16 protein-coding genes are annotated in these 18,529 nt (G+C 60.7%); 13 read left to right on the top strand and 3 right to left on the bottom strand.

What is annotated here, in order from left to right; all coding sequences use genetic code 11:
• The first annotated feature begins 91 nt into the window (after positions 1-91).
• The 4 genes from ACVW0Y_RS18175 to ACVW0Y_RS18160 all read left to right on the top strand — a co-directional run bounded on the left by ACVW0Y_RS18175 (position 92) and on the right by ACVW0Y_RS18160 (position 3,841).
• The gene (locus tag ACVW0Y_RS18175) at positions 92-1,354 is read left to right on the top strand and encodes an NAD(P)/FAD-dependent oxidoreductase (protein WP_457440142.1); all 1,263 of its coding nucleotides are present in this window, start codon (positions 92-94) and stop codon (positions 1,352-1,354) included.
• A 202-nt stretch (positions 1,355-1,556) separates the two neighbouring features.
• Entirely contained in the window at positions 1,557-1,769 is a 213-nt protein-coding gene (locus ACVW0Y_RS18170) for a hypothetical protein (RefSeq protein WP_457440140.1), read from the top strand.
• Positions 1,770-1,921: 152 nt separating this feature from the next.
• Positions 1,922-2,377: a hypothetical protein gene (locus ACVW0Y_RS18165; protein WP_457440138.1), complete on the top strand. Its 456-nt coding sequence runs from the start codon at positions 1,922-1,924 to the stop codon at positions 2,375-2,377.
• Between the two features lie 177 nt (positions 2,378-2,554).
• On the top strand, positions 2,555-3,841 hold the full coding sequence (locus ACVW0Y_RS18160) for an FAD-dependent oxidoreductase (RefSeq protein ID WP_457440137.1): 1,287 nt from the start codon (positions 2,555-2,557) through the stop codon (positions 3,839-3,841).
• 82 nt (positions 3,842-3,923) lie between these two features.
• Here ACVW0Y_RS18160 and ACVW0Y_RS18155 read toward each other — a convergent pair whose 3' ends face one another.
• The 3 genes from ACVW0Y_RS18155 to ACVW0Y_RS18145 form a co-directional block, all read right to left on the bottom strand.
• On the bottom strand, positions 3,924-5,246 hold the full coding sequence (locus tag ACVW0Y_RS18155) for an NAD(P)/FAD-dependent oxidoreductase (protein WP_457440135.1): 1,323 nt from the start codon (positions 5,244-5,246) through the stop codon (positions 3,924-3,926).
• A gap of 139 nt (positions 5,247-5,385) precedes the next feature.
• Entirely contained in the window at positions 5,386-6,477 is a 1,092-nt protein-coding gene (locus tag ACVW0Y_RS18150) for a polyamine ABC transporter substrate-binding protein (protein ID WP_457440134.1), read from the bottom strand.
• Between the two features lie 27 nt (positions 6,478-6,504).
• Positions 6,505-7,863 carry a glutamine synthetase family protein gene (locus ACVW0Y_RS18145; protein WP_457440132.1) on the bottom strand — a complete coding sequence of 453 codons (1,359 nt, stop codon included), beginning with the start codon at positions 7,861-7,863 and terminating at the stop codon, positions 6,505-6,507.
• Positions 7,864-8,147: 284 nt separating this feature from the next.
• Between ACVW0Y_RS18145 and ACVW0Y_RS18140 the strand changes: the two genes are divergently transcribed.
• The 9 genes from ACVW0Y_RS18140 (at position 8,148) to ACVW0Y_RS18100 (ending at position 18,432) form a co-directional block, all read left to right on the top strand.
• Complete coding sequence (locus ACVW0Y_RS18140; RefSeq protein ID WP_457440130.1) at positions 8,148-9,032, top strand: helix-turn-helix domain-containing protein; 885 nt, start codon at positions 8,148-8,150, stop codon at positions 9,030-9,032.
• A gap of 1,100 nt (positions 9,033-10,132) precedes the next feature.
• The gene (rfaH, locus tag ACVW0Y_RS18135; protein WP_457440128.1) at positions 10,133-10,636 is read left to right on the top strand and encodes a transcription/translation regulatory transformer protein RfaH; all 504 of its coding nucleotides are present in this window, start codon (positions 10,133-10,135) and stop codon (positions 10,634-10,636) included.
• Between the two features lie 170 nt (positions 10,637-10,806).
• Positions 10,807-11,283: a hypothetical protein gene (locus tag ACVW0Y_RS18130; protein WP_457440127.1), complete on the top strand. Its 477-nt coding sequence runs from the start codon at positions 10,807-10,809 to the stop codon at positions 11,281-11,283.
• A gap of 120 nt (positions 11,284-11,403) precedes the next feature.
• A complete protein-coding gene (locus ACVW0Y_RS18125) occupies positions 11,404-12,564 on the top strand; it encodes an outer membrane beta-barrel protein (protein WP_457440125.1) in 1,161 nt (386 codons plus the stop codon).
• Between the two features lie 24 nt (positions 12,565-12,588).
• Positions 12,589-13,119 (top strand): polysaccharide biosynthesis/export family protein, encoded by a 531-nt coding sequence (locus ACVW0Y_RS18120; protein WP_457440124.1) that lies wholly within the window; start codon positions 12,589-12,591, stop codon positions 13,117-13,119.
• Positions 13,119-15,353 (top strand): GumC family protein, encoded by a 2,235-nt coding sequence (locus tag ACVW0Y_RS18115; RefSeq protein ID WP_457440122.1) that lies wholly within the window; start codon positions 13,119-13,121, stop codon positions 15,351-15,353. Before ACVW0Y_RS18120 ends, ACVW0Y_RS18115 begins: the two co-directional genes overlap by 1 nt.
• A gap of 173 nt (positions 15,354-15,526) precedes the next feature.
• Positions 15,527-16,273, top strand: a complete 747-nt coding sequence (locus ACVW0Y_RS18110) for a tyrosine-protein phosphatase (RefSeq protein WP_457440120.1) — start codon at positions 15,527-15,529, stop codon at positions 16,271-16,273.
• Positions 16,270-17,037 carry a hypothetical protein gene (locus ACVW0Y_RS18105; RefSeq protein WP_457440119.1) on the top strand — a complete coding sequence of 256 codons (768 nt, stop codon included), beginning with the start codon at positions 16,270-16,272 and terminating at the stop codon, positions 17,035-17,037. The genes ACVW0Y_RS18110 and ACVW0Y_RS18105 overlap by 4 nt, the downstream gene beginning before the upstream one ends.
• Positions 17,038-18,432 carry an undecaprenyl-phosphate glucose phosphotransferase gene (locus ACVW0Y_RS18100; RefSeq protein WP_457440117.1) on the top strand — a complete coding sequence of 465 codons (1,395 nt, stop codon included), beginning with the start codon at positions 17,038-17,040 and terminating at the stop codon, positions 18,430-18,432.
• The last annotated feature ends 97 nt before the right edge of the window (positions 18,433-18,529 follow it).

The raw sequence follows: 18,529 nt of genomic DNA, 5'->3' as shown, positions 1-18,529 counted from the left end.
ACATGGCCCGGCGGCAGCAGGTAAGGTGGCGCAGCCTGGCAGGCGTCTGCGCCTGCCATAGCCTTCTGTTGAGCCGGATTGCGAGCCGTAGATGACAACAACCCCACTCACACGCGGTAGTGCTCTGGTGGTCGGTGCCGGGGTGGTCGGCATTGCCACCGCCCTGTGGCTGCAACGCCACGGCTGGAGCGTGACCCTGCTGGACCGCCAACCGCCCGGCACCGCCACCTCGTTTGGCAATGCCTGCACCTTTGCCACCTACTCAGTGGAACCGGTGGCCACGCCCGGTATCTGGCGTCAGGCACCGGCCCTGTTGCTCAAGCCGGACAGCCCGCTGAAAGTGCGGCCTGCCTATCTGGGCAAGATCGCGCCGTGGCTGTGGCAGTTTCTGCGCCACTCCAGCGCGCAGCGGGTGCAGGCCATCAGCCGTGATCTGGATAGCCTGCTCAAGCCGTGCATGAGTTCCTGGAGCACCTTGCTGGACGACGCCCAGGCCCATCACCTGGTCCGCCATGACGGTTCGCTGTATATCTTCGAGGCCCACGAACGCCAGGTGGCGCAGGACATGCTGGCGTACCACCGGCCCTTCGAGGTGCCGATTCGCCTGGTGGAAAACGCCGAGCTGCATGCCCTCGAGCCGGCGCTGAATAGCCGTGCGGCGCTGGGTGTCGAGCTGCCGGGGGTAAGCCGCACACTCGACCCTTATGCGCTGAGCCTGTGTCTGCTGCAGCGCTTTGTTGCCTTGGGTGGGCGCTTCGAGCGTGGCGAGTTGCGGGATATTCAACGCAGCACAACCAACCCTGAGCAGGTCCGCGCGCTGCTCTCCAGCGGTCAGACGCTGACGGCCGAGCGCGTGGCGCTGTGTACCGGGGCCTGGTCGAAACAGCTGGCCCAGTCGTTGGGCGATGAGCTGCCGCAAGATACCGAGCGCGGTTATCACGTGCTGTTCGAACAGGCCGGCGAAGTGCTCAACCGCCCGCTGTGCTGGGGCGCTGGCGGTTTCTATATGACGCCGATGGCGCAGGGTTTGCGGGTGGCCGGCACGGTGGAATTTGCCGGTACCGAGGCCGCCCCGGACCCGCGGCGCTACCGCTACCTGGCCCAGGGCGCGCGGCGTTTTCTCAACCTGCAGCACGAGCCGTCGTCGCAGTGGATGGGCTTTCGTTCGTCGATGCCGGACAGCAAGCCGGTGGTGGGCCAATCACGGTTGTTGCCGCAGGTGTTCTACAACTTCGGCCATGGCCATGTAGGGCTGACACTGGCTGCGGTGACCGGGCAGTTGCTGGCGGAGTTGGCCAGCGGCCTGCCAACCTCGGTGCCTCTGGCACCTTTTTCGCCGCGAAGGTTTGCCTGATTTATCGGTGTGTTCGCCGAAATCTGCTGCCGGAAATCGCGGCGCAAGCCGCTCCTACAGGAGAGCCCGGTGTCTAGCCCGGGGCTTTTGGCGACCATCAATTTGAGCAATATCAACTACCAACACCATGCGTTTCTCAAGGGAGCGGTGACAGCACAAGCTTGGCCCCGAAGTCACTCACAACCCCCTTGAGGAACACACCATGAAAACCATCGTTACCGCTTCCCTGCTCACCGCCTTGTTGACCGGCACCGCCTTCGCTGGCGCTGATGTAAACCACCGCTACGAAGCCGCCACCAGCCAGCAGACCACCGAGCAAAGCAAAACTGTCAAAGCCGATGACACCACCCAAGCCGTCGATAAAAAACTCGATAGCGAAGAGCAACGTTGGGGTCAGCCACGCTGGTGGCATTGATGGGCAACACTTCGACAAGGGCGCCAATTGGGCGCCCTTGTCGTTTCTGGGTTTCTGAATTTTGCGGCGCCTAACCACTGGTCCTGTTTATCGAACGACGGCAATTGGCCGCCACTCCACTCTGGGTAACTCACAGAAATGGAGCATCGATGATGAGCAAATTACCTTTCCCTGCCTTATTACTCAGCGGCCTGCTGGCCGCCTCCTCCGCCACCCTGGTGATGGCCGCGACCGTCAGCCCCGGCAATGGCGTCGGAGCCCCGGAAGCCGGCACTACCGGTGAAGGCACCGGCACCTCGGCCACCGGCGCGAACAGCCCGGGCACCGGCAGCGGGACTGGTGCCACCGGCCAGGGCAGCACGGGGACCGGCACAGGCCCGGCGGGCACGGGCACCAGCACACCGGGGAACAGCACCGGCGGGACGGGAACCGGAACCGGTATCGGCGGAACGGGCACTGGCACCGGTAGCGGCACCATGAGCCCTTCTGGCGGCAGCGGCGGTAGCAGCTCCGGCAGCGGTGGCACCGGCACAGGCGGCACGGGCACCGGGGGTACCGGTGGTGGCTCTGGTGGGTCCGGCGGTGGCGGCGCAGGTGGTGGCAGCTGATGCCTTTAGCAGTTGACCATGGCCAGCCGGGCACGCCCAGCTGGCCATTTTTTTTGCTTTAGCAAACCCCGCAGCGGACTTACCGCCTCAACGCTTTGCAGGTATAACGGCAGCGCTGCGTTGTTGCAGCCAGCCAATCCATGGACGTGCCCAGCGTAGTCGGGCCGGAGACCTTGCGTGATCAAACCCCTGCGTATTGCCATTGTTGGCGCCGGACCTGCGGGCCTTGCCGCGGCCCTGTACCTGAAACGCGCCGAGCATCAGGTCAGCCTGTTCGAGCGTTTTGCCGAAGCCGCCCCGCTCGGCTCCGGGCTGATTCTGCAGCCCACCGGCCTGAGCGTGCTGGAGGACCTCGGGCTGTTCGCCGAGATCGCCCAACTGGGCAGCCGCATCGACCGTTTGCAGGGTGCCGATGCCCACTCCGGGCGCACGGTGCTGGACGTCCGGTATGCGGCGATCAAGGGCGGCCGCTATGGCATCGCCGTGCACCGCGCCGCGTTGTTCCATGTGCTGATGCAGGCGGTGCAGCGCGAAGGCATTGCCCTGCAAACCGGGTTGGATATCAGCCGCCTGGACACCACGGGCGATCACGCCTGGCTGCTCAGCGAAAGCGGCCAACGCGTCGGCCCCTTCGACCTGGTGGTGGATGCCAGCGGCTCGCGTTCCAAACTCAAAGCCCAGGCCCTGCGCCCGGCCGAACCCAAACCGCTGGTGTATGGCGCCTTCTGGGCCTCGTTGCAGGCCGACAGCGCGGCATTGAGCAGCAACGCCCTGGTGCAGCGCTACCACCGGGCAACCACCATGCTCGGCGTGCTGCCCATTGGCCAGGCGCAGCCCGGCGGGACTTCGATGAGCGCGTTTTTCTGGAGCACCAAACCCGATCAGGTTGAGCACCTGATCAAGGGCGGAATCAATCGCTGGAAGGATCAGGTGGCGACCCTATGGCCGGCGTGTGAAAGCTATCTGCAGCAGATCAATGGCTTCGACGATATGACCCTGGCCCGCTACGGCCACCACACCCTGGCCATGCCCGTGGGGCGCAGCCTGGCGATCATCGGCGATGCCGCCCACTCCACCAGCCCGCAACTGGGCCAGGGCGCCAATATGGCCCTGCTCGATGCCCGTGCGCTGGTGCATGCGCTGAACACCAGCAGCGACCTGGCCAGCGCCCTGCCCCGTTATGCGGCGTCGCGGCGTTTGCATGTGCGCACCTTTCAGGCCCTGTCGGCGGCGTTTACGCCCTTCTATCAATCCGACTCACGGCTGCTGCCGCTGCTGCGCGATCGGGTGATGGCGAACCTGTCGAAGATTCCACCGGCACCGCAGATTCTGGCGGCGATGGTGGCGGGGACGTTGGTCGACCCGTTTGGGCCGATTGGGTTGAAGGAAAGACACTGGGGTGTTTGTTTGCCGGAAGAAGCTGATCCCCTCCAGCATTCTGGATTCCCGCCTGCGCGGGAATGACGGAGGTGCTCAACCTATCACCGTCATCCCAGCGAAGGCTGGGATCCAGAATGGCGGGAAATTCACCGATGTCCGTCTCGCCTTAAAACCCAGCAATCTCGCGCAACCGATACCACGACATACCCAACGCCAGCAGTGGTGTGCGCAGCAGTTTGCCGCCTGGGAATTTCATATGCGGCACGCTGGCGAACAGGTCGAAGCCGGTGCTGTCCTGACGGCAGATGGCTTCGGCCAGCAGACGCCCGGCCAGGTGCGTGGTGTTCACCCCGTGGCCGGAATAGGCCTGGGCGAAGTACACATTGGTTTCCCCAGGCAAACGCCCGATCTGCGGCAAGCGGTTGGCACCGATGCCGATGGTGCCGCCCCAGGCGAAGTCGATGCGGGTTTCCGCCAGTTGCGGGAACACCCGCAGCATCTTCGGGCGCATATAGCCGGCGATGTCCTGGGGGTCGCGACCGGAATAGTGGCAGGCACCACCAAACAGCAGACGACGGTCGGCGGAGAGGCGGAAGTAATCCAGACCGACACGCTGATCGCACAGGGCGCGATTGCCCGGAATCAACTGCTCGGCCTGCGCCGGGCTGAGTGGCTCGGTGCCGATGATATAGCTGCCGGCGGGCAGCACCTTGCCGCTCAATTCAGGCACCAGACCGCCCAGGTGGGCGTTGCCGGCCAGCACCAGGGCGTTGGCACGGACCATACCCGAGGCGGTATGCACCTTGACCTTGGCACCGTATTCAATGCGCTGGGCGGCGCTGTTTTCATAGATCCGCACCCCCAGCCTGTGGGCCACGGCTGCTTCACCAAGGGCCAGGTTGAGCGGATGCAGATGGCCGGAACCGCTGTCGATCATGCCGCCGACAAACACCTTGGAACCCACCACGCGGTCCATCTGGCCCGGTTCGATCAGGGTCAGTTGATGGCCGTAGCCCATGCGTTCCAACGCCTGTTTGTCTTCGATAAAACCTTGGTAATGCTGCGGGGTATTGGCCAGGTCGCAGTAGCCCCAGGACAGATCGCAATCGATAGCGTACTTGGCCACGCGCTGGCGGACGATTTCCACCGCTTCCAGGCCCAGGCGCTCCAGGGTGGCAACGCCATCGCTGCCAATCTGCCCGGCAAATTTCGACAGGTCATGACCGACGCCGCGAATCAGTTGGCCGCCATTGCGCCCACTGGCCGCCCAGGCGATCTGCCGGGCTTCCAGCAGCACCACCGTAAGGCCGCGCTCGGCCAGTTCGATGGCGGTGTTCAGGCCGCTGAAACCACCGCCGACAATGCACACATCGCAGTCTTGTGAACCGTTGAGCACGGGAAAGTCGATCTGTTTATTGCGCGTAGCGTGGTAGTAGGAGGCGGTGTGGGCAGTCGCGGCTGCACCGCTGAGAGAAGAATTCTGGGACATACAGAGGCCTAGCAAATGTGTTTCCAGGAATCGAGGCTAAAGCCTAGATGCTGTTGATCTCGTAGGAGCGGCTTCAGCCGCGATGCGCGTCAGCGCCATCGCGGCTAAAGCCGCTCCTACGGGTGGACGCGGCGCGCGCTTAGCGACCGGACTTGTAGTTGTTCCATGCGCGGGTGGTCCAGCGCATCACGGCACTGGTCCATTCCGAGGAAACGTAGAGCTTTTTCAGCACCTCGTCCGACGGGTAGATGGATGGGTTCTGGCGAATTTCCGGGTCCATCACCGTATCAGCCGCCTGGTTGGCGTTGGCGTAACCGACAAAGTCGCTGACCTGGCTGATCACGTCAGGCTTGAGCAGGTAGTTGATGTAGGCATGCGCCTCGGCGACGTTTTTCGCGTCGGCGGGAATAGCCAGCATGTCGAACCACAGGTTGGCACCCTCTTTGGGCACCACATAGGCGATCTCGATACCGTTCTTGGCTTCCTGGGCGCGACTCATGGCCTGGAAGGCATCGCCCGAGTAGGCGAAGGCTACGCAGATGTTGCCGTTGGCCAGGTCCGCGACGTATTTGGAGGAGTGAAAGTAGGTGATATAGGGGCGAATGGCGTCGAGCTTCTTCTGCGCCTCTTTATAGTCTTCCAGCTTGTCGCTACGCGGATTTTTGCCCATGTAGTTGAGGACGGCCGGGTAGATCTCGTCCGGCGAGTCCATAAAGGACACCCCGCACGCTTTCAGCTTTTGCAGATTTTCCGGTTCGAACAGCACGGCCCAGGAGTCGATGCTGTCCACGCCCAGCACTTCCTTGATCTTCGCCACGTTGTAGGCGATGCCGTTGGTGCCCCACAGGTACGGCACGGCATATTGGTTGCCAGGATCGTTTTCCTGCAGGCGCTCGAGCAATTGCGGGCTGAGGTTTTTAAAGTTGGGCAACAGGCTCTTGTCCAGCTTCTGGAACACCCCGGCACGGATCTGCCGGCTAAGAAAGTGGTTGCTCGGCACGACCACGTCGTAACCGGTATGGCCAGCCAGCAACTTGCCTTCCAGGGTTTCGTTGGAGTCGAACACGTCGTACACCGGGGTGATACCGGTTTCCGCCTGGAAGTCTTTCAAGGTGGTCTTGCCGATGTAATCGGTCCAGTTGTAAACGTTCACCACGCCAGCGGCATACACGCCGCCGCTGAGCAGCAAGACGCTGCCAGCCAGCACTGTTTTGATCAGTGAATTGCTCATTGAGACACCCCTATCAGGTTGTTGTTTTTACACGCTCAGCAGCAGGAACTCGCGCTCCCAGGAACTGATCACGCGCTTGTAGTTTTCGTGCTCGGCGCGTTTCACGGCGACATAGGCGGCCGGGAAACGCTGGCCCAGGTATTCCTTGACCATGGTCGATTGCTCCATGCATTCCAGCGCCTGTTCCAGGGTCAGCGGCAGGCGCAGGTTGCGGCGTTCGTAGCCACGGCCCACCACCGGCTCGCTCGGGCTGAGGCCTTCGACCATGCCGACGTAACCGCACAGCAAGCTCGCCGCCAGGGCCAGATAGGGGTTGGCGTCGGCACCCGGCAGACGGTTTTCCACACGCATGTTTTGCGGATCGGATTCCGGCACACGCAGGCCGACGGTGCGGTTGTCTGCGCCCCACTCGACGTTCACCGGTGCCGAAGTGTCCGGCAGGAAGCGGCGGAACGAGTTCACGTTGGGGGCGAACAGCGGCAGGGTTTCCGGGATGTACTTCTGCAGCCCGCCGATATGACCGAGGAACAGCTCGCTCATGCTGCCGTCTTCGTTGGCGAACACACTTTTGCCGGTGTTCAGATCCACCACGCTCTGGTGCAAGTGCATGGCACTGCCCGGCTCGCCGGTCATCGGCTTGGCCATAAAGGTGGCGGCCACGTTATGGCGCAGCGCGGCTTCGCGCATGGTGCGTTTGAACACGAAAATCTGGTCGGCCAGCTGCAGCGCGTCACCGTGACGGAAGTTGATTTCCATCTGCGCAGTGCCCTCCTCGTGAATCAGCGTATCGAGGTCCAGGCCCTGGGCTTCGCACCAGTCGTACATATCTTCGAACAGCGGATCGAACTCGTTGGTGGCTTCGATGGAATAGGACTGGCGACCGGTTTCCTGGCGACCGGAACGGCCTACCGGCGGCTTCAACGGATAGTCCGGATCGGGGCTGCGCTCGGTCAGGTAGAACTCCATTTCCGGGGCAACGATCGGCTTCCAGTTTTTTGCGGTGTACAGCGCCAACACCTTCTTGAGGATATTGCGCGGCGACAGGTCGATGGGGTTGCCCATCTTGTCGTAGGTGTCGTGAATCACCTGGGCGGTCGGCTCCAGCGCCCACGGCACGAGGAACACAGCGTTTTCATCGGGGCGGCAGTGCATATCGATATCGGCGGGGTCGAGCAGGTCGTAGTAGACGTCGTCATCGACGAAATCGCCGGTCACCGTTTGCAACAGCACACTCTCGGGCAGGCGCATGCCCTGCTCGGCGAGAAACTTGTTGGTGGGGGAAATCTTGCCGCGAGCGATGCCGCTCAGGTCGGAGACAAGACATTCCACTTCGGTGACTTTGTTGTTATTCAGCCAAGTTTTCAGCTGTTGCAGATCGCCTTTCATAAACCCTCAGGGAGTTGTACTTGAAGGCGTCGAGTCTGCATGGCAGGCAATTGGGGCATCTATCCAGTTTGCGCAAAAGCGTCTGCCACTTTTTGGCGCATGCGACCTTTAGTCGCTAAAGCGCTTACCTAAGCTCCGCTAAAGGCTAAACAATCGCGCTGGCGAGCCCGGCCATAATCGGGCGACTGTTAATAACAAGAAAACGTAGCGAGCGACGGATAGGCGAGTCTGTTTTTAACCCCGCCTAGCCGAGTGCAGCAGTTTTCAAAGGCTCGGGAGAGCGCATGCCGATCAGGGTCCTACAAACACTCGATGTGGACCAACAGCGCACAGCCATCGATGGCTGGCAGCAGCATTACGCGCAGATGTCGGCCGGGCGCTTTCACGGCAGCATCGTGCATGCCCAATGCAATGGTGTGGAAGCCTACGAAGAGCGGATGAACACCCGCGTCGAACAGCACTTCCATGCCCCCGACAATGCTCTGGTGTTCAGCTTCGACATGGCCGATGGCACCCTGTATTTATTGAATAGCGAAAGCCAGAACACCTGGATCACCCCAGAGAACTACCGCGAAGTGGCGGTGGTGGTCGACCTCGAACTGATGGGCCATGCCAGCGGCTCGGACAGTCTCGACGGGCTGCTACTCACACCACTGAAATCGCAGCAGAGCCAGGTGTTCAGTTCCTGGTTGAGCTACGTGTTGAACAAGCTGTCGGCCACCCCGGGGGCTAGTCTGGATGCCGATCTGTCGCGGCAATTGGTGGATGACTGTTTATTCGTGCTCGACAGTTCTTCGCGCTCACTCGACCAACCGCGGCAACGGCGTCTGGCCGAAGACCGGCGGATCGTGGGTCAGGTGTTCGAACTGGCCAGTGCCTATCCAGAAGACAACTTCAACATGTTGCAACTGGCCACGGCGGCCGGGGTGACGGTGCGGCAGTTGCAGCATTCGTTTACGCAGTTCACCGGAATTACGCCGAGTGCGTGGTTACGGTTGCGCCGGTTGAATGCTGCGCATCGGGATCTGGCGCGGGCGGCACCGGATGAAACCACGGTTGCTGAGGTGGCGATGCGCTGGTCGTTTTGGCATTTGGGGCGGTTTTCGGAGGCGTATCGGGGGTTGTTTAATGAGCAGCCCAAGTGCACGTTGCAGCGGCGTGGAGGGTAGCGCCGGAGGTTTTTGTGCAGGGTGCGCTGCGCCCACCAAGCTAATCCTCTTGCGAGCAATGCTGTTCGCCACTAACCACCAAACAAACAGCAAAATACAAACAACAAAAAACCCGCCGAAGCGGGTTTTTCTCAGACCATCCCAACATCCTGTCGGCAGCCATCATGGCAATGGTCGATCGTCCCTGATCCTGAAGCACTCCCTGCGCTTCAGTGATGTGTATAGGTTAAGAAAACTCCTACAAGTATAAAAGGCGATATCCGACCCACGTGGTGTAAGCCTTTCGCTATAGCGAAGCGCCGTGTTCGCCCTCGCCCTGAGCCGAGCGCTCGCTCGGGCGAAAAGCGGGCAACCGCGAAAACCCGCCAGAACCCAGCAAAAGGCCGTGCTACAGCCCTCGCACTGCTGCTCCGGCAACAACCAACCAACAATCTGCGGTGATTCAGCGCACTCAAACCGGCGGATTCACCATACCGACTGACCGATATAGCGCAAAAAAACCAACCAAACGTCTAAAAGCACCCGCTTTGTCATCGTTTGGTAGCAGGCAGCACTTTTACTGCACAGCAAGAGTGCACAAAACGCTCTAGCGCCTGGCGCGCTTGGCCCGCAGATCGTGACCATACAGTTACAAAGCGACCGTTGATCGGACGAATGAGCGGCCAAACCCGGAACAAAACCCAAAAAAACAATCCAACCAAAGTAGGGTCAAACGCTGACTGGGCGGCATCCCGTTGGGATTTTTCTCAAAGAAAAAAATTCGTTTTCCTTGATATGTAAGGGACTTAATACAGTTCACACCTTGAGAGATAGCCTGTTGCCATCGCAAAGAAAGGCAGCATATGCTCCGCCCCCGCTGACCGACGGATAGTTTTTTTTGGAACTTTTCAATAAAAATAAACCTAAGAAAATCAGCTAGAAATCCTCGCTAATCGCGAGCGCCATGAAAGCGACACATTGCTTCGCTAGCATCGGCTTTATGCAATGGCATATTTTGTGCTTTGTGGGAATTAGGTCCTGGAGAGAGTGCGTAGGACGTTTCAACGCACAACCCCAGATATCTCAGCCAGCTTGATCTCGCGAAGTGGAGTGAAAGGTCTATGGAAAGACTCAGCACCACCCAGCCGGCCTGGTACCTCTTGCAGTGCAAAGCGCACCAAGACAGCCGCGCCGAGGACAATTTGCTCCGGCAGAATTATGTGACCTTCCGGCCGCAGCTGGTTACGCAACGCCTGTTGCGTGGCAAGCGCCAAAGCGTGCTCGAATCGCTTTTCCCCGGTTACCTGTTTATCCAGTTGAGCCACGAGGACAACTGGTCTGCGCTGCGCTCCACGCGCGGAGTCAGCCGCATCGTCAACTTCAACCACGGCCCGGCCACGGTCACCGATCAGGTGATCGAGCATTTGCGCGCGCGCTGTTCGGGAGAAACGTCCAGCCAGTTGTTCAAGCCGGGCGACAAGCTGCAAATCATCCAGGGCCCATTGAACACATTGGAAGGCATCTTCCTGTCAATGGATGGCACCGAGCGAGTGATGATCCTGCTGCAGTTATTGAGTCGTGAACAACCTGTACGCGTACCCCTGAGTCATATCAAGAGTGCCTGAGCAGGCTTGGTAAAAACGTTTCACCGAAGTTGCTTTCACCACATCGACCTACCGCGTTTTCAAGGACCATACGGGTAACCTTGGGGCGGTAGCGTGGGGGGAAGGGCTGATTTCGCGACCGGCGCCGCTGCGCCAATCCAGTACCAGGCAACCCGTACAAGGACAGCCCCATGCGCGCAGTTCATGTCACCGCCCTATTGCTTACCCTGACCGCCAGCAGCGCCTACGCCGACTTGCAAACCCTGCACGCCCTGCGCAGTGCCAACGTGCCGCTGACCCTCAACCAGACACGCAGTATCAGCGCTGCCACCGGCAACACCCTGGCCGCGGCACTGGCCAAGCTGGCCAGACATTCGCCCGACCAGGTGGCGGCCATTACTTCGGCCAGCGTGCCGCTGCATCCGGAGCTGGCGACCACCTTGGTCGCGGCGCTGGTCAAAGCCGCTCCCGAGCGCCTCAACGACATTCTCGAAGCCGCGATTAGCGCTGCACCCGATCAGGCCACCGAGTTGGCCACCCTGGTTTCCGACCTGCTGCCCACTGCCGCCGGCGACCGCAATCAGGGCCTGGGTGACGGCGGAACTGGCGTACCCAGCGTTGGCAACGCCGGTACCGCCAATAATCCGAACACCGCCAGCCCTAGCTGATACACGGTCGATAAGTTGATGAAACCAATTGTAAAAGCCGCGCACTAAGCGAAGCGGCACAGCTTTCTCCTACGCCCTGACGCGCCCTCGCCGCAGGAATGAACACAGCAAGGACTTCGCATGAAATCGATCCGTCGGCTAGCCCTAACGCTTGCAGCTCCGACCGTACTCCCCGCCTCGGCTTGGGCCCTTGAACCACAGAGCGTCGACGTGTTCGGCCTGCAGTTCACCCCAACGCTGGAAGTGAAAGAAAGCTACGACGATAACTTTCGTGAGTTGGAACATCAGGAAGAGTCTTCCTGGATCACTGGCATCAAGCCCAAGTTCGAGCTGCTGGCCGAAGACCGTAACAGCGCCTACCGCCTGATCTACGAAGCCAACAGCGAGATCTATCACGATGACTCCGATGCCAGTAACACCGACCACAAGGTGACGCTGGAAAGCATCATGGAATTCACCGCCAGCCAGCGCCTCAAGCTGCAAGGCCAGTACAGCAAAACCGAAGACACTGGTGACACCGCGGTGGCCGGCGAAAACGACAAGTACCACGCCAGCTCCATCGGCGGCGTGTACACCCTGGGCTCGGACTCCGCCGCCAACCGCATGGATTTCGGCGCTACGTACGAAGAGCTGCGGTACGACAACAGCGGCGATATCAACGCCGATGAAGAGCGTGACACCACCGCCCTCAACGCGGTCTGGTATCACCGCCTGGGTGGCTCCACCGAATCGCTGGTTGAACTGCGCCACGCCGATTACGACTACGTGATGCATGACAGCCCGCGCAACAGCAAAAACGACGCGGTGCTGGTCGGTGGCACCTGGGATGCCACAGCAAAGACCACCGGCAAAGTGCGCGTGGGTTATGAGAAGAAAGACTTCGAAGACAGCAGCCGTGATGACCTCAACAGCCCGATGTGGGAGGTCGGTGTCGACTGGTCGCCACGCACCTACTCCAAGGTCAGCCTGACCACTCGCCGCGCCTTCGATGAAGGTGACGATGGTTCCGATGCAATCAAGAACACCAGCACCAACCTGGCCTGGTCCCACGGCTGGACTGAACGCGTGACCTCTCGTGTGTTCTACGAATTTGCCAAGCGCGATTACGAAGGCCAGAACCGTTCGGACGATCTGTCCAGCGCCGGTCTGACCCTTACCTACAAGACACGCCGGTGGCTGGATATCGCCCTGGGGTACACCTACAAGGACAACGATTCCAACGCCATCGATGAAAGCTACACCCGCAATGTCTACATGATCAGCCTGACCGGCAGCCTCTGAGCGATAGCAACCTGAGTCGTACTTATGATCCGCAGAATTCTTCTTTCGCTAATGACCCTGATTGTTTGCCAACTGGCCGTCGCTGAAGGCGATGGTCAATACAAACTGGCCTCCGGTGATGTCGTACGCATCACCGTGTATGGCGAAGCCGACCTGAGCTTCGACGAAGTGCGCCTGAACGATGCCGGCACCTTCTCCTACCCCTTCCTCGGCCAGGTAAAAGCCCTGGGCAAAACCCCCAACCAGATCGAGGAGCTGATCGCCGACAAGCTCAGAGACGGCTACCTGAAAGACCCCAAGGTCACGGTCAGCGTCATCACTTACCGCGAGTTCTATATCAGCGGTGAAGTGCAGAAGCCAGGCGGCTATCCGTACCAACCCGGGCTGACCCTGCAACGCGCCATCGCGCTGGCCGGCGGCCTGACTGAACGTGCATCGACGAAACGCGTGACCATCGTTCGTGGTAACGGCGAAACCCGCCAAGGCGAGAAAGCCACTCTCGAAACCGCCATTTTGCCTGGCGACACCATCACCATCGAGCAAGGTTTTTTCTGATGAACGATATCCAGCGCATCAACGCGGAACGCGTCATGCCCTTCCGGAATACCAGTGAAGATGACGACGTCATCGACCTGGTCAAACTCGGCAACGTGCTCTGGCAGGCGAAGTGGAACATCGCCGCTCTGGTGATCATCGTCACCATGCTGGCCGTGGTCGCGGTACTCAATATCAAGCCCCTGTTCTGGGCCAGCGCCACCTTGATGATCGAGGAAAAGAATCCTCAGGTGCTGTCCTTCCAACAGGTCTACGACCCCGCCGACACCACCAGCGAGTACCTGCAGACCCAGCTGGGCCTGCTGCAATCTCGCGCCCTGGCCGAGCGTGTGGTGAAACAACTCGACCTGACTCACCACCCACTGTTCGATCCACGCCAGCAGCCTCAGCCGCTGTTCAGTGTGCGCGGCATCATCAAATCCCTGGGGGTGGCCGAGTTCGTTCCGGGCCTGATCCACGACGATGAAGACGGCCCCAGCGAGAAGGATATTTTCGACCTGGTCACCCAGCGCGTACGCGACATGGTCGGTGTACAGCTGGTGGGCAAAAGCAAGCTGCTGGCCATCACCGTCGAGATGCCGGACGCCGAGCTGGCCGCGCAGATCGCCAACGCCTGGGCCAACGGCTTTATCGAAAGCCAACTGGACGCCAGCCTGGATATGTCGCTGGCCACCACCAGCTGGATGAACTCCCGTCTGCAGGAACTGCGCGGCAAACTCAAGGATGCCGAGAACACCCTGCAGGCCTACCGTGAATCCGAAGGCCTGGTGGACGTCGACGGCGTCGCCACCATCAGCGCCAACGAGCTGTCGATGACCGGCAACCGCATGATCGACGCGCGCCGCGCTCGCGCCGAAGCGGAAAGCCAGTATCGCCAGGTGCAGACCATGAGCAGTGGCGGCCTCGACCGTCTGGCCAGTGTGCCGGCCGTGCTCGGTCACCCGCTGATTCAACAGTTCAAGAGTGAAGTGGCCAAGGCCCAGGCCAAGGTCGATGAGATGTCCCGCCGTTATGGCGACAAGCACCCGGCCATGGTCGCCGCCCGCTCCGACCTCGCCGCCGCCACTGCCAGCCTGCAATCGCAGGTGGAACTGGTGGTTGCCGGTATCGAACGCAACTATCAATTGGCCCAGGCCAATGAGAACTCGCTGAGCAAGTCGTTCAATAGCAACAAGGCACAGATTCAGGACATCTCGCGCAAAGAGTTCAAGCTGCGCGAACTGCAGCGCGAAGTCGACAGCAACCGCGTGCTGTATGAAACCTTCCTGACTCGCTTGAAAGAAACCGCCGCGACGTCGGACATCAACTCCTCCAATGCCCGCGTGGTCGACAAGGCCATCGTGCCGATCAAGCCGAGCAAACCGCGCAAGTCGCTGATCGTCTCGATTGCTGCCGTGCTCGCCGCCGTCATGGGTATCGGTCTGACCCTGCTGTTCGAAGCCTTGAACAACACCTTCAAAAGCACCGACGACGTCGAGAACAAACTCAATGTGCCGGTGTTCGGGGTTATCCCGATGGTGGCGAAAAAGAAACGCCAGCAGATCGCCCATATGTTCGAGCAGAACGAGGACAAGCGCTTCTGCGAGTCGATCCGCACCTTGCGCACCAGCCTGGTGTTGTCCGACCTGGATACCCCGCGGCAGATCGTGCTGGTCACCTCCTCCGTACCGGGCGAGGGCAAAAGCTCGATTGCCAGCAACCTGGCCTTCTCCATCGCGCATATCGAAAAGGTGCTGTTGATCGACGCCGACCTGCGTCGCCCGACCATGGCCCGCAACTTCGATTTCCCGGTGGGCACGCCCGGCCTGGCCAACCTGATCGCCGGTACCGCCAAGCTCGAAGACTGCATCCGCACCGTCGGCAACGTCGACATGATGCCCGCCGGCATGGTGCCGCCGAACCCGCAGGAACTGCTGTCGTCGTCGCGCCTGACGAATATTCTCGATCTGCTCAAAACCCGTTACCAGCGCATCATCATCGACTCGCCGCCAACCCAGGCAGTGAGCGACTCGATGCTGCTGGCAACGATCTCCAACGCACTGTTGTATGTAGTACGCGCGGAAAGCACCTCCATCCCGATGGTGCAGAAGGGCGTCGGCCAGCTGTTGCAGAACAATGCACCAGTGACCGGGGTAGTGCTTAACCAAGTGGACCTGCGCAAAGCCAAGCGTTATGGCTACAGCTATTCCAACTACTACGAAAACTACGGCGAAACGCCGCAACCACAGCGCTGATGTCTGGCGGACTTGTGACATTGAGTGGTGCTCTGACCACTTGCCAATGGATCCGAACCTGCGCTCGACGCAGGTCATGGATCACCTGCCGATAACTTTTTAATCCGCCGCAAGCTGCCTGTTGTGCGCCCTGAAAAGGCCCATAACCTGCGTGAGCTTCGCCCGGAGGCGACATGATTGACCTGCATTCACACTTGCTGCCAGGCATCGACGACGGTGCCGCCGACATGAACCAGGCCCTGGAACTGGCCGCGCACGCGGTTGCCTGTGGCACCACCCATATGGTCTGCACGCCCCATTTGCACCCGGGTCGCTACAACAATTCCAAGGCCAGCATCAGCGCGGTGGTCAAGCGTTTTGCCCTGGCCTTGAGCAAAGCCGGCATCCCCTTGCAGGTGAGCGCGGCGGCCGAAGCGCGCTTCGACTCGGACCTGCTCAACCTGGCCATGCGCGGTGAACTGCCGTTCCTCGGCGAGTGGAATGGACGCCGCGTGCTGTTGCTGGAATTCCCCCACCAGGAAATTCCCCAGCAGGCCGAAAAGCTCACCGCCTGGATGCTGAAGAACAATATCCAGCCGTTGATTGCCCACCCGGAACGCAACAAGAGTCTGATGGGCGGCAGCAACTACAAGCGCATTGAACCTTTCCTCGCCCAAGGTTGTTTATTGCAGGTCACAGCCGGTTCGGTTGCCGGGGATTTCGGTGCCGCAGCACAAGAGTTGGCCGAGCGTTTTCTGCTCGCCGGGCAAGTGACCATCCTGGCCAGTGACGCACACAACATGAAACATCGCCCGCCTAACCTGTTACCCGGTCTCGCCCATGCCACTGAATTGCTCGGTGAGTCGGCCGCACGGTTGTTGGTGCAAGACAACCCCTGGCGTATCGCCCGTAGCCATTTCGCCAACGCGAGTGCCGCATGAACGATCTCGTTGCCGAACAACCCCGTACCCGTGAGCGCCGAGGCAGCCGCATGCCGCCCAAGCCGCAGTCGCGCACCCAGCGTGCGCTGACGGTGGTGTGCCTGGCCGGTGCCGTGGCGCTGCTGGTTCCCGCCGCGGAAATGGCCGTGGCCGGTCTGGCCAGCTACCGCGCCGAACTGGCCCTGCAGCGTTGGAACAAAACCCTGCGCGCACCGGATGAACACAAGTGGCAATCGGCACTCAAGGCGGCCCAGCAAGCCAACACCTTCAGCCCGCTGGCCAGCGGAACCTACCTGGACCAACTCGGTCAGGTATACGCCTGGCAAGCCTTCGATCAACCGGCCGGCGCCGCAAGCGCCCGCCCCTCTCGGCTGTTGGCGGCCGAGGCGTTCCGTCAAGCGACGGTCGCCCGCCCCACCTGGCCGAACACTTGGGCGCACCTGGCCCATAGCAAATACGCGCTGGGCGAATTCGATGACGAATTCGCCGCCGCACTGGAGCAAGCAAACCGCTGGGGCCCTTACCGCCCCGACGTTCAGCTGGAACTGGCAAGCATCGGCCTACGCGCGTGGCCAATGCTCACTCACCAACAACGCGTGAACGCTGTCACTTCTGCACGCCGCGCCATGGATAGCACCAACGAAGCTGCGAAATCACTGTTTGCCCTCGCCCAGACCAATGGCCTGGAACAGACGCTCTGCATGAGCGGCGTCAACGAGAGCGAACGGACCCGAAACTACTGCACGCGTGGAGGTAACCGTTAAATGACTTCCCAACACAGCACCCTCATGGCTAATCGCCGTGGCCTGACGTTCTGGGGCCAATGGGTAACTGCCATGTTCCTCGCCAACCTGGTACTCACCGCCCTGGTGGTGATGAAATTCGGCTCGATTCCGAGCGAATACCGGGTCCTCGGCGTTCTTACCATTCTCGGCTCGGTGCCCTGCTACGCCGCCTTGCAGGTCTACCACAAGCGTCATCGCCTGCTCTCGGGCATGGGTCGTTTGCTGGCTGGCTGGTGCCTGCTGTTGGGGGCGCTGATGACCATCGCCTTCGCTACGCAGACCACCGGTGTGTATTCCCGTGAAGTGGTATTCAGCTGGGCGATTCTTGGCTTCACTGTCCAGGTGCTCAGCTATATCCCACTGCGCATGATCACCCGTCTGCACTCGCGCAAACTGCGCAAGGACCGTCGTTCGGTGATCGTCGGCACAGGGACCCTGGCCAAGGAACTGGCAGAAAAACTCAGCCACCCGAGCCGCGTGCCATTGATCGGCATGATCGCCACCGAGAAGAGCAACCCGGACGACAACTGCGACCTGCCGGTGCTGGGCAACCTCAACGAACTGCGTGAAGTGATCGAACGCGAAAACATTCGCCGGGTGTATATCGCCGTGCCGCTGGGCGAAGTGCAGCACATCGAAAACATCTACATCGACCTGCTCGATATGAGCGTCGACGTGGTGTGGATTCCGGACTTCGGTTCGATGCTGCTGCTCAACCAGTCGATCTCCGAAATCGAACATATGCCGGCGATCTACCTCAACGAAAGCCCGATCAGCTCGCACCCAGCAGCCCTGTTCGCCAAGGAAGCCATGGAACGCAGCCTGGCCGCGCTGGCGTTGCTGCTGCTGAGCCCGTTGATGATTGGTATCGCCATTGCGGTACGCCGTTCCTCCCCTGGCCCGATCCTGTTCAAACAGGAACGCCATGGCTGGAACGGTGAAGTGATCAAGGTGTGGAAATTCCGTTCGATGCGGGTTCACGCGCCAGAAACCGTGGTCAAACAAGCCACCCGTGGTGACGACCGCATTACCCCGGTGGGCGCGTTTATCCGCCGCACCTCGATCGACGAATTGCCACAGCTGTTCAACGTGGTGTTCGGTGAAATGGCCCTGGTCGGTCCACGCCCTCACGCGGTGACCCACAACATCTACTACACCGACAAGATCCGCGCCTACATGGCCCGTCACCGGATCAAACCAGGCATCACCGGCCTCGCGCAGATCACCGGGCACCGTGGCGAAACCGAGACCATCGACAAGATGCAGCAACGGGTCAACCAGGACCTCAACTACATCAACCAGTGGTCGCTGTGGCTGGACGTGAAGATTCTGATCAAGACCCCCTTCACCCTGCTGTCGAAAAACATCTACTGACTGAATCCCGTCCTGGCACCTGCCAGGTCGGGAGCTTCCCCCACTTCTGCACGAGCGTTGCCCAAGCACCATGGACGCCTTACCTATCGCCTTGTTT

It is taken from the genome of Pseudomonas sp. TE3786 (genome assembly GCF_054057335.1).
Note: the sequence above shows the minus strand (reverse complement) of the source record. Positions and strands in the feature narration are given on the sequence as shown.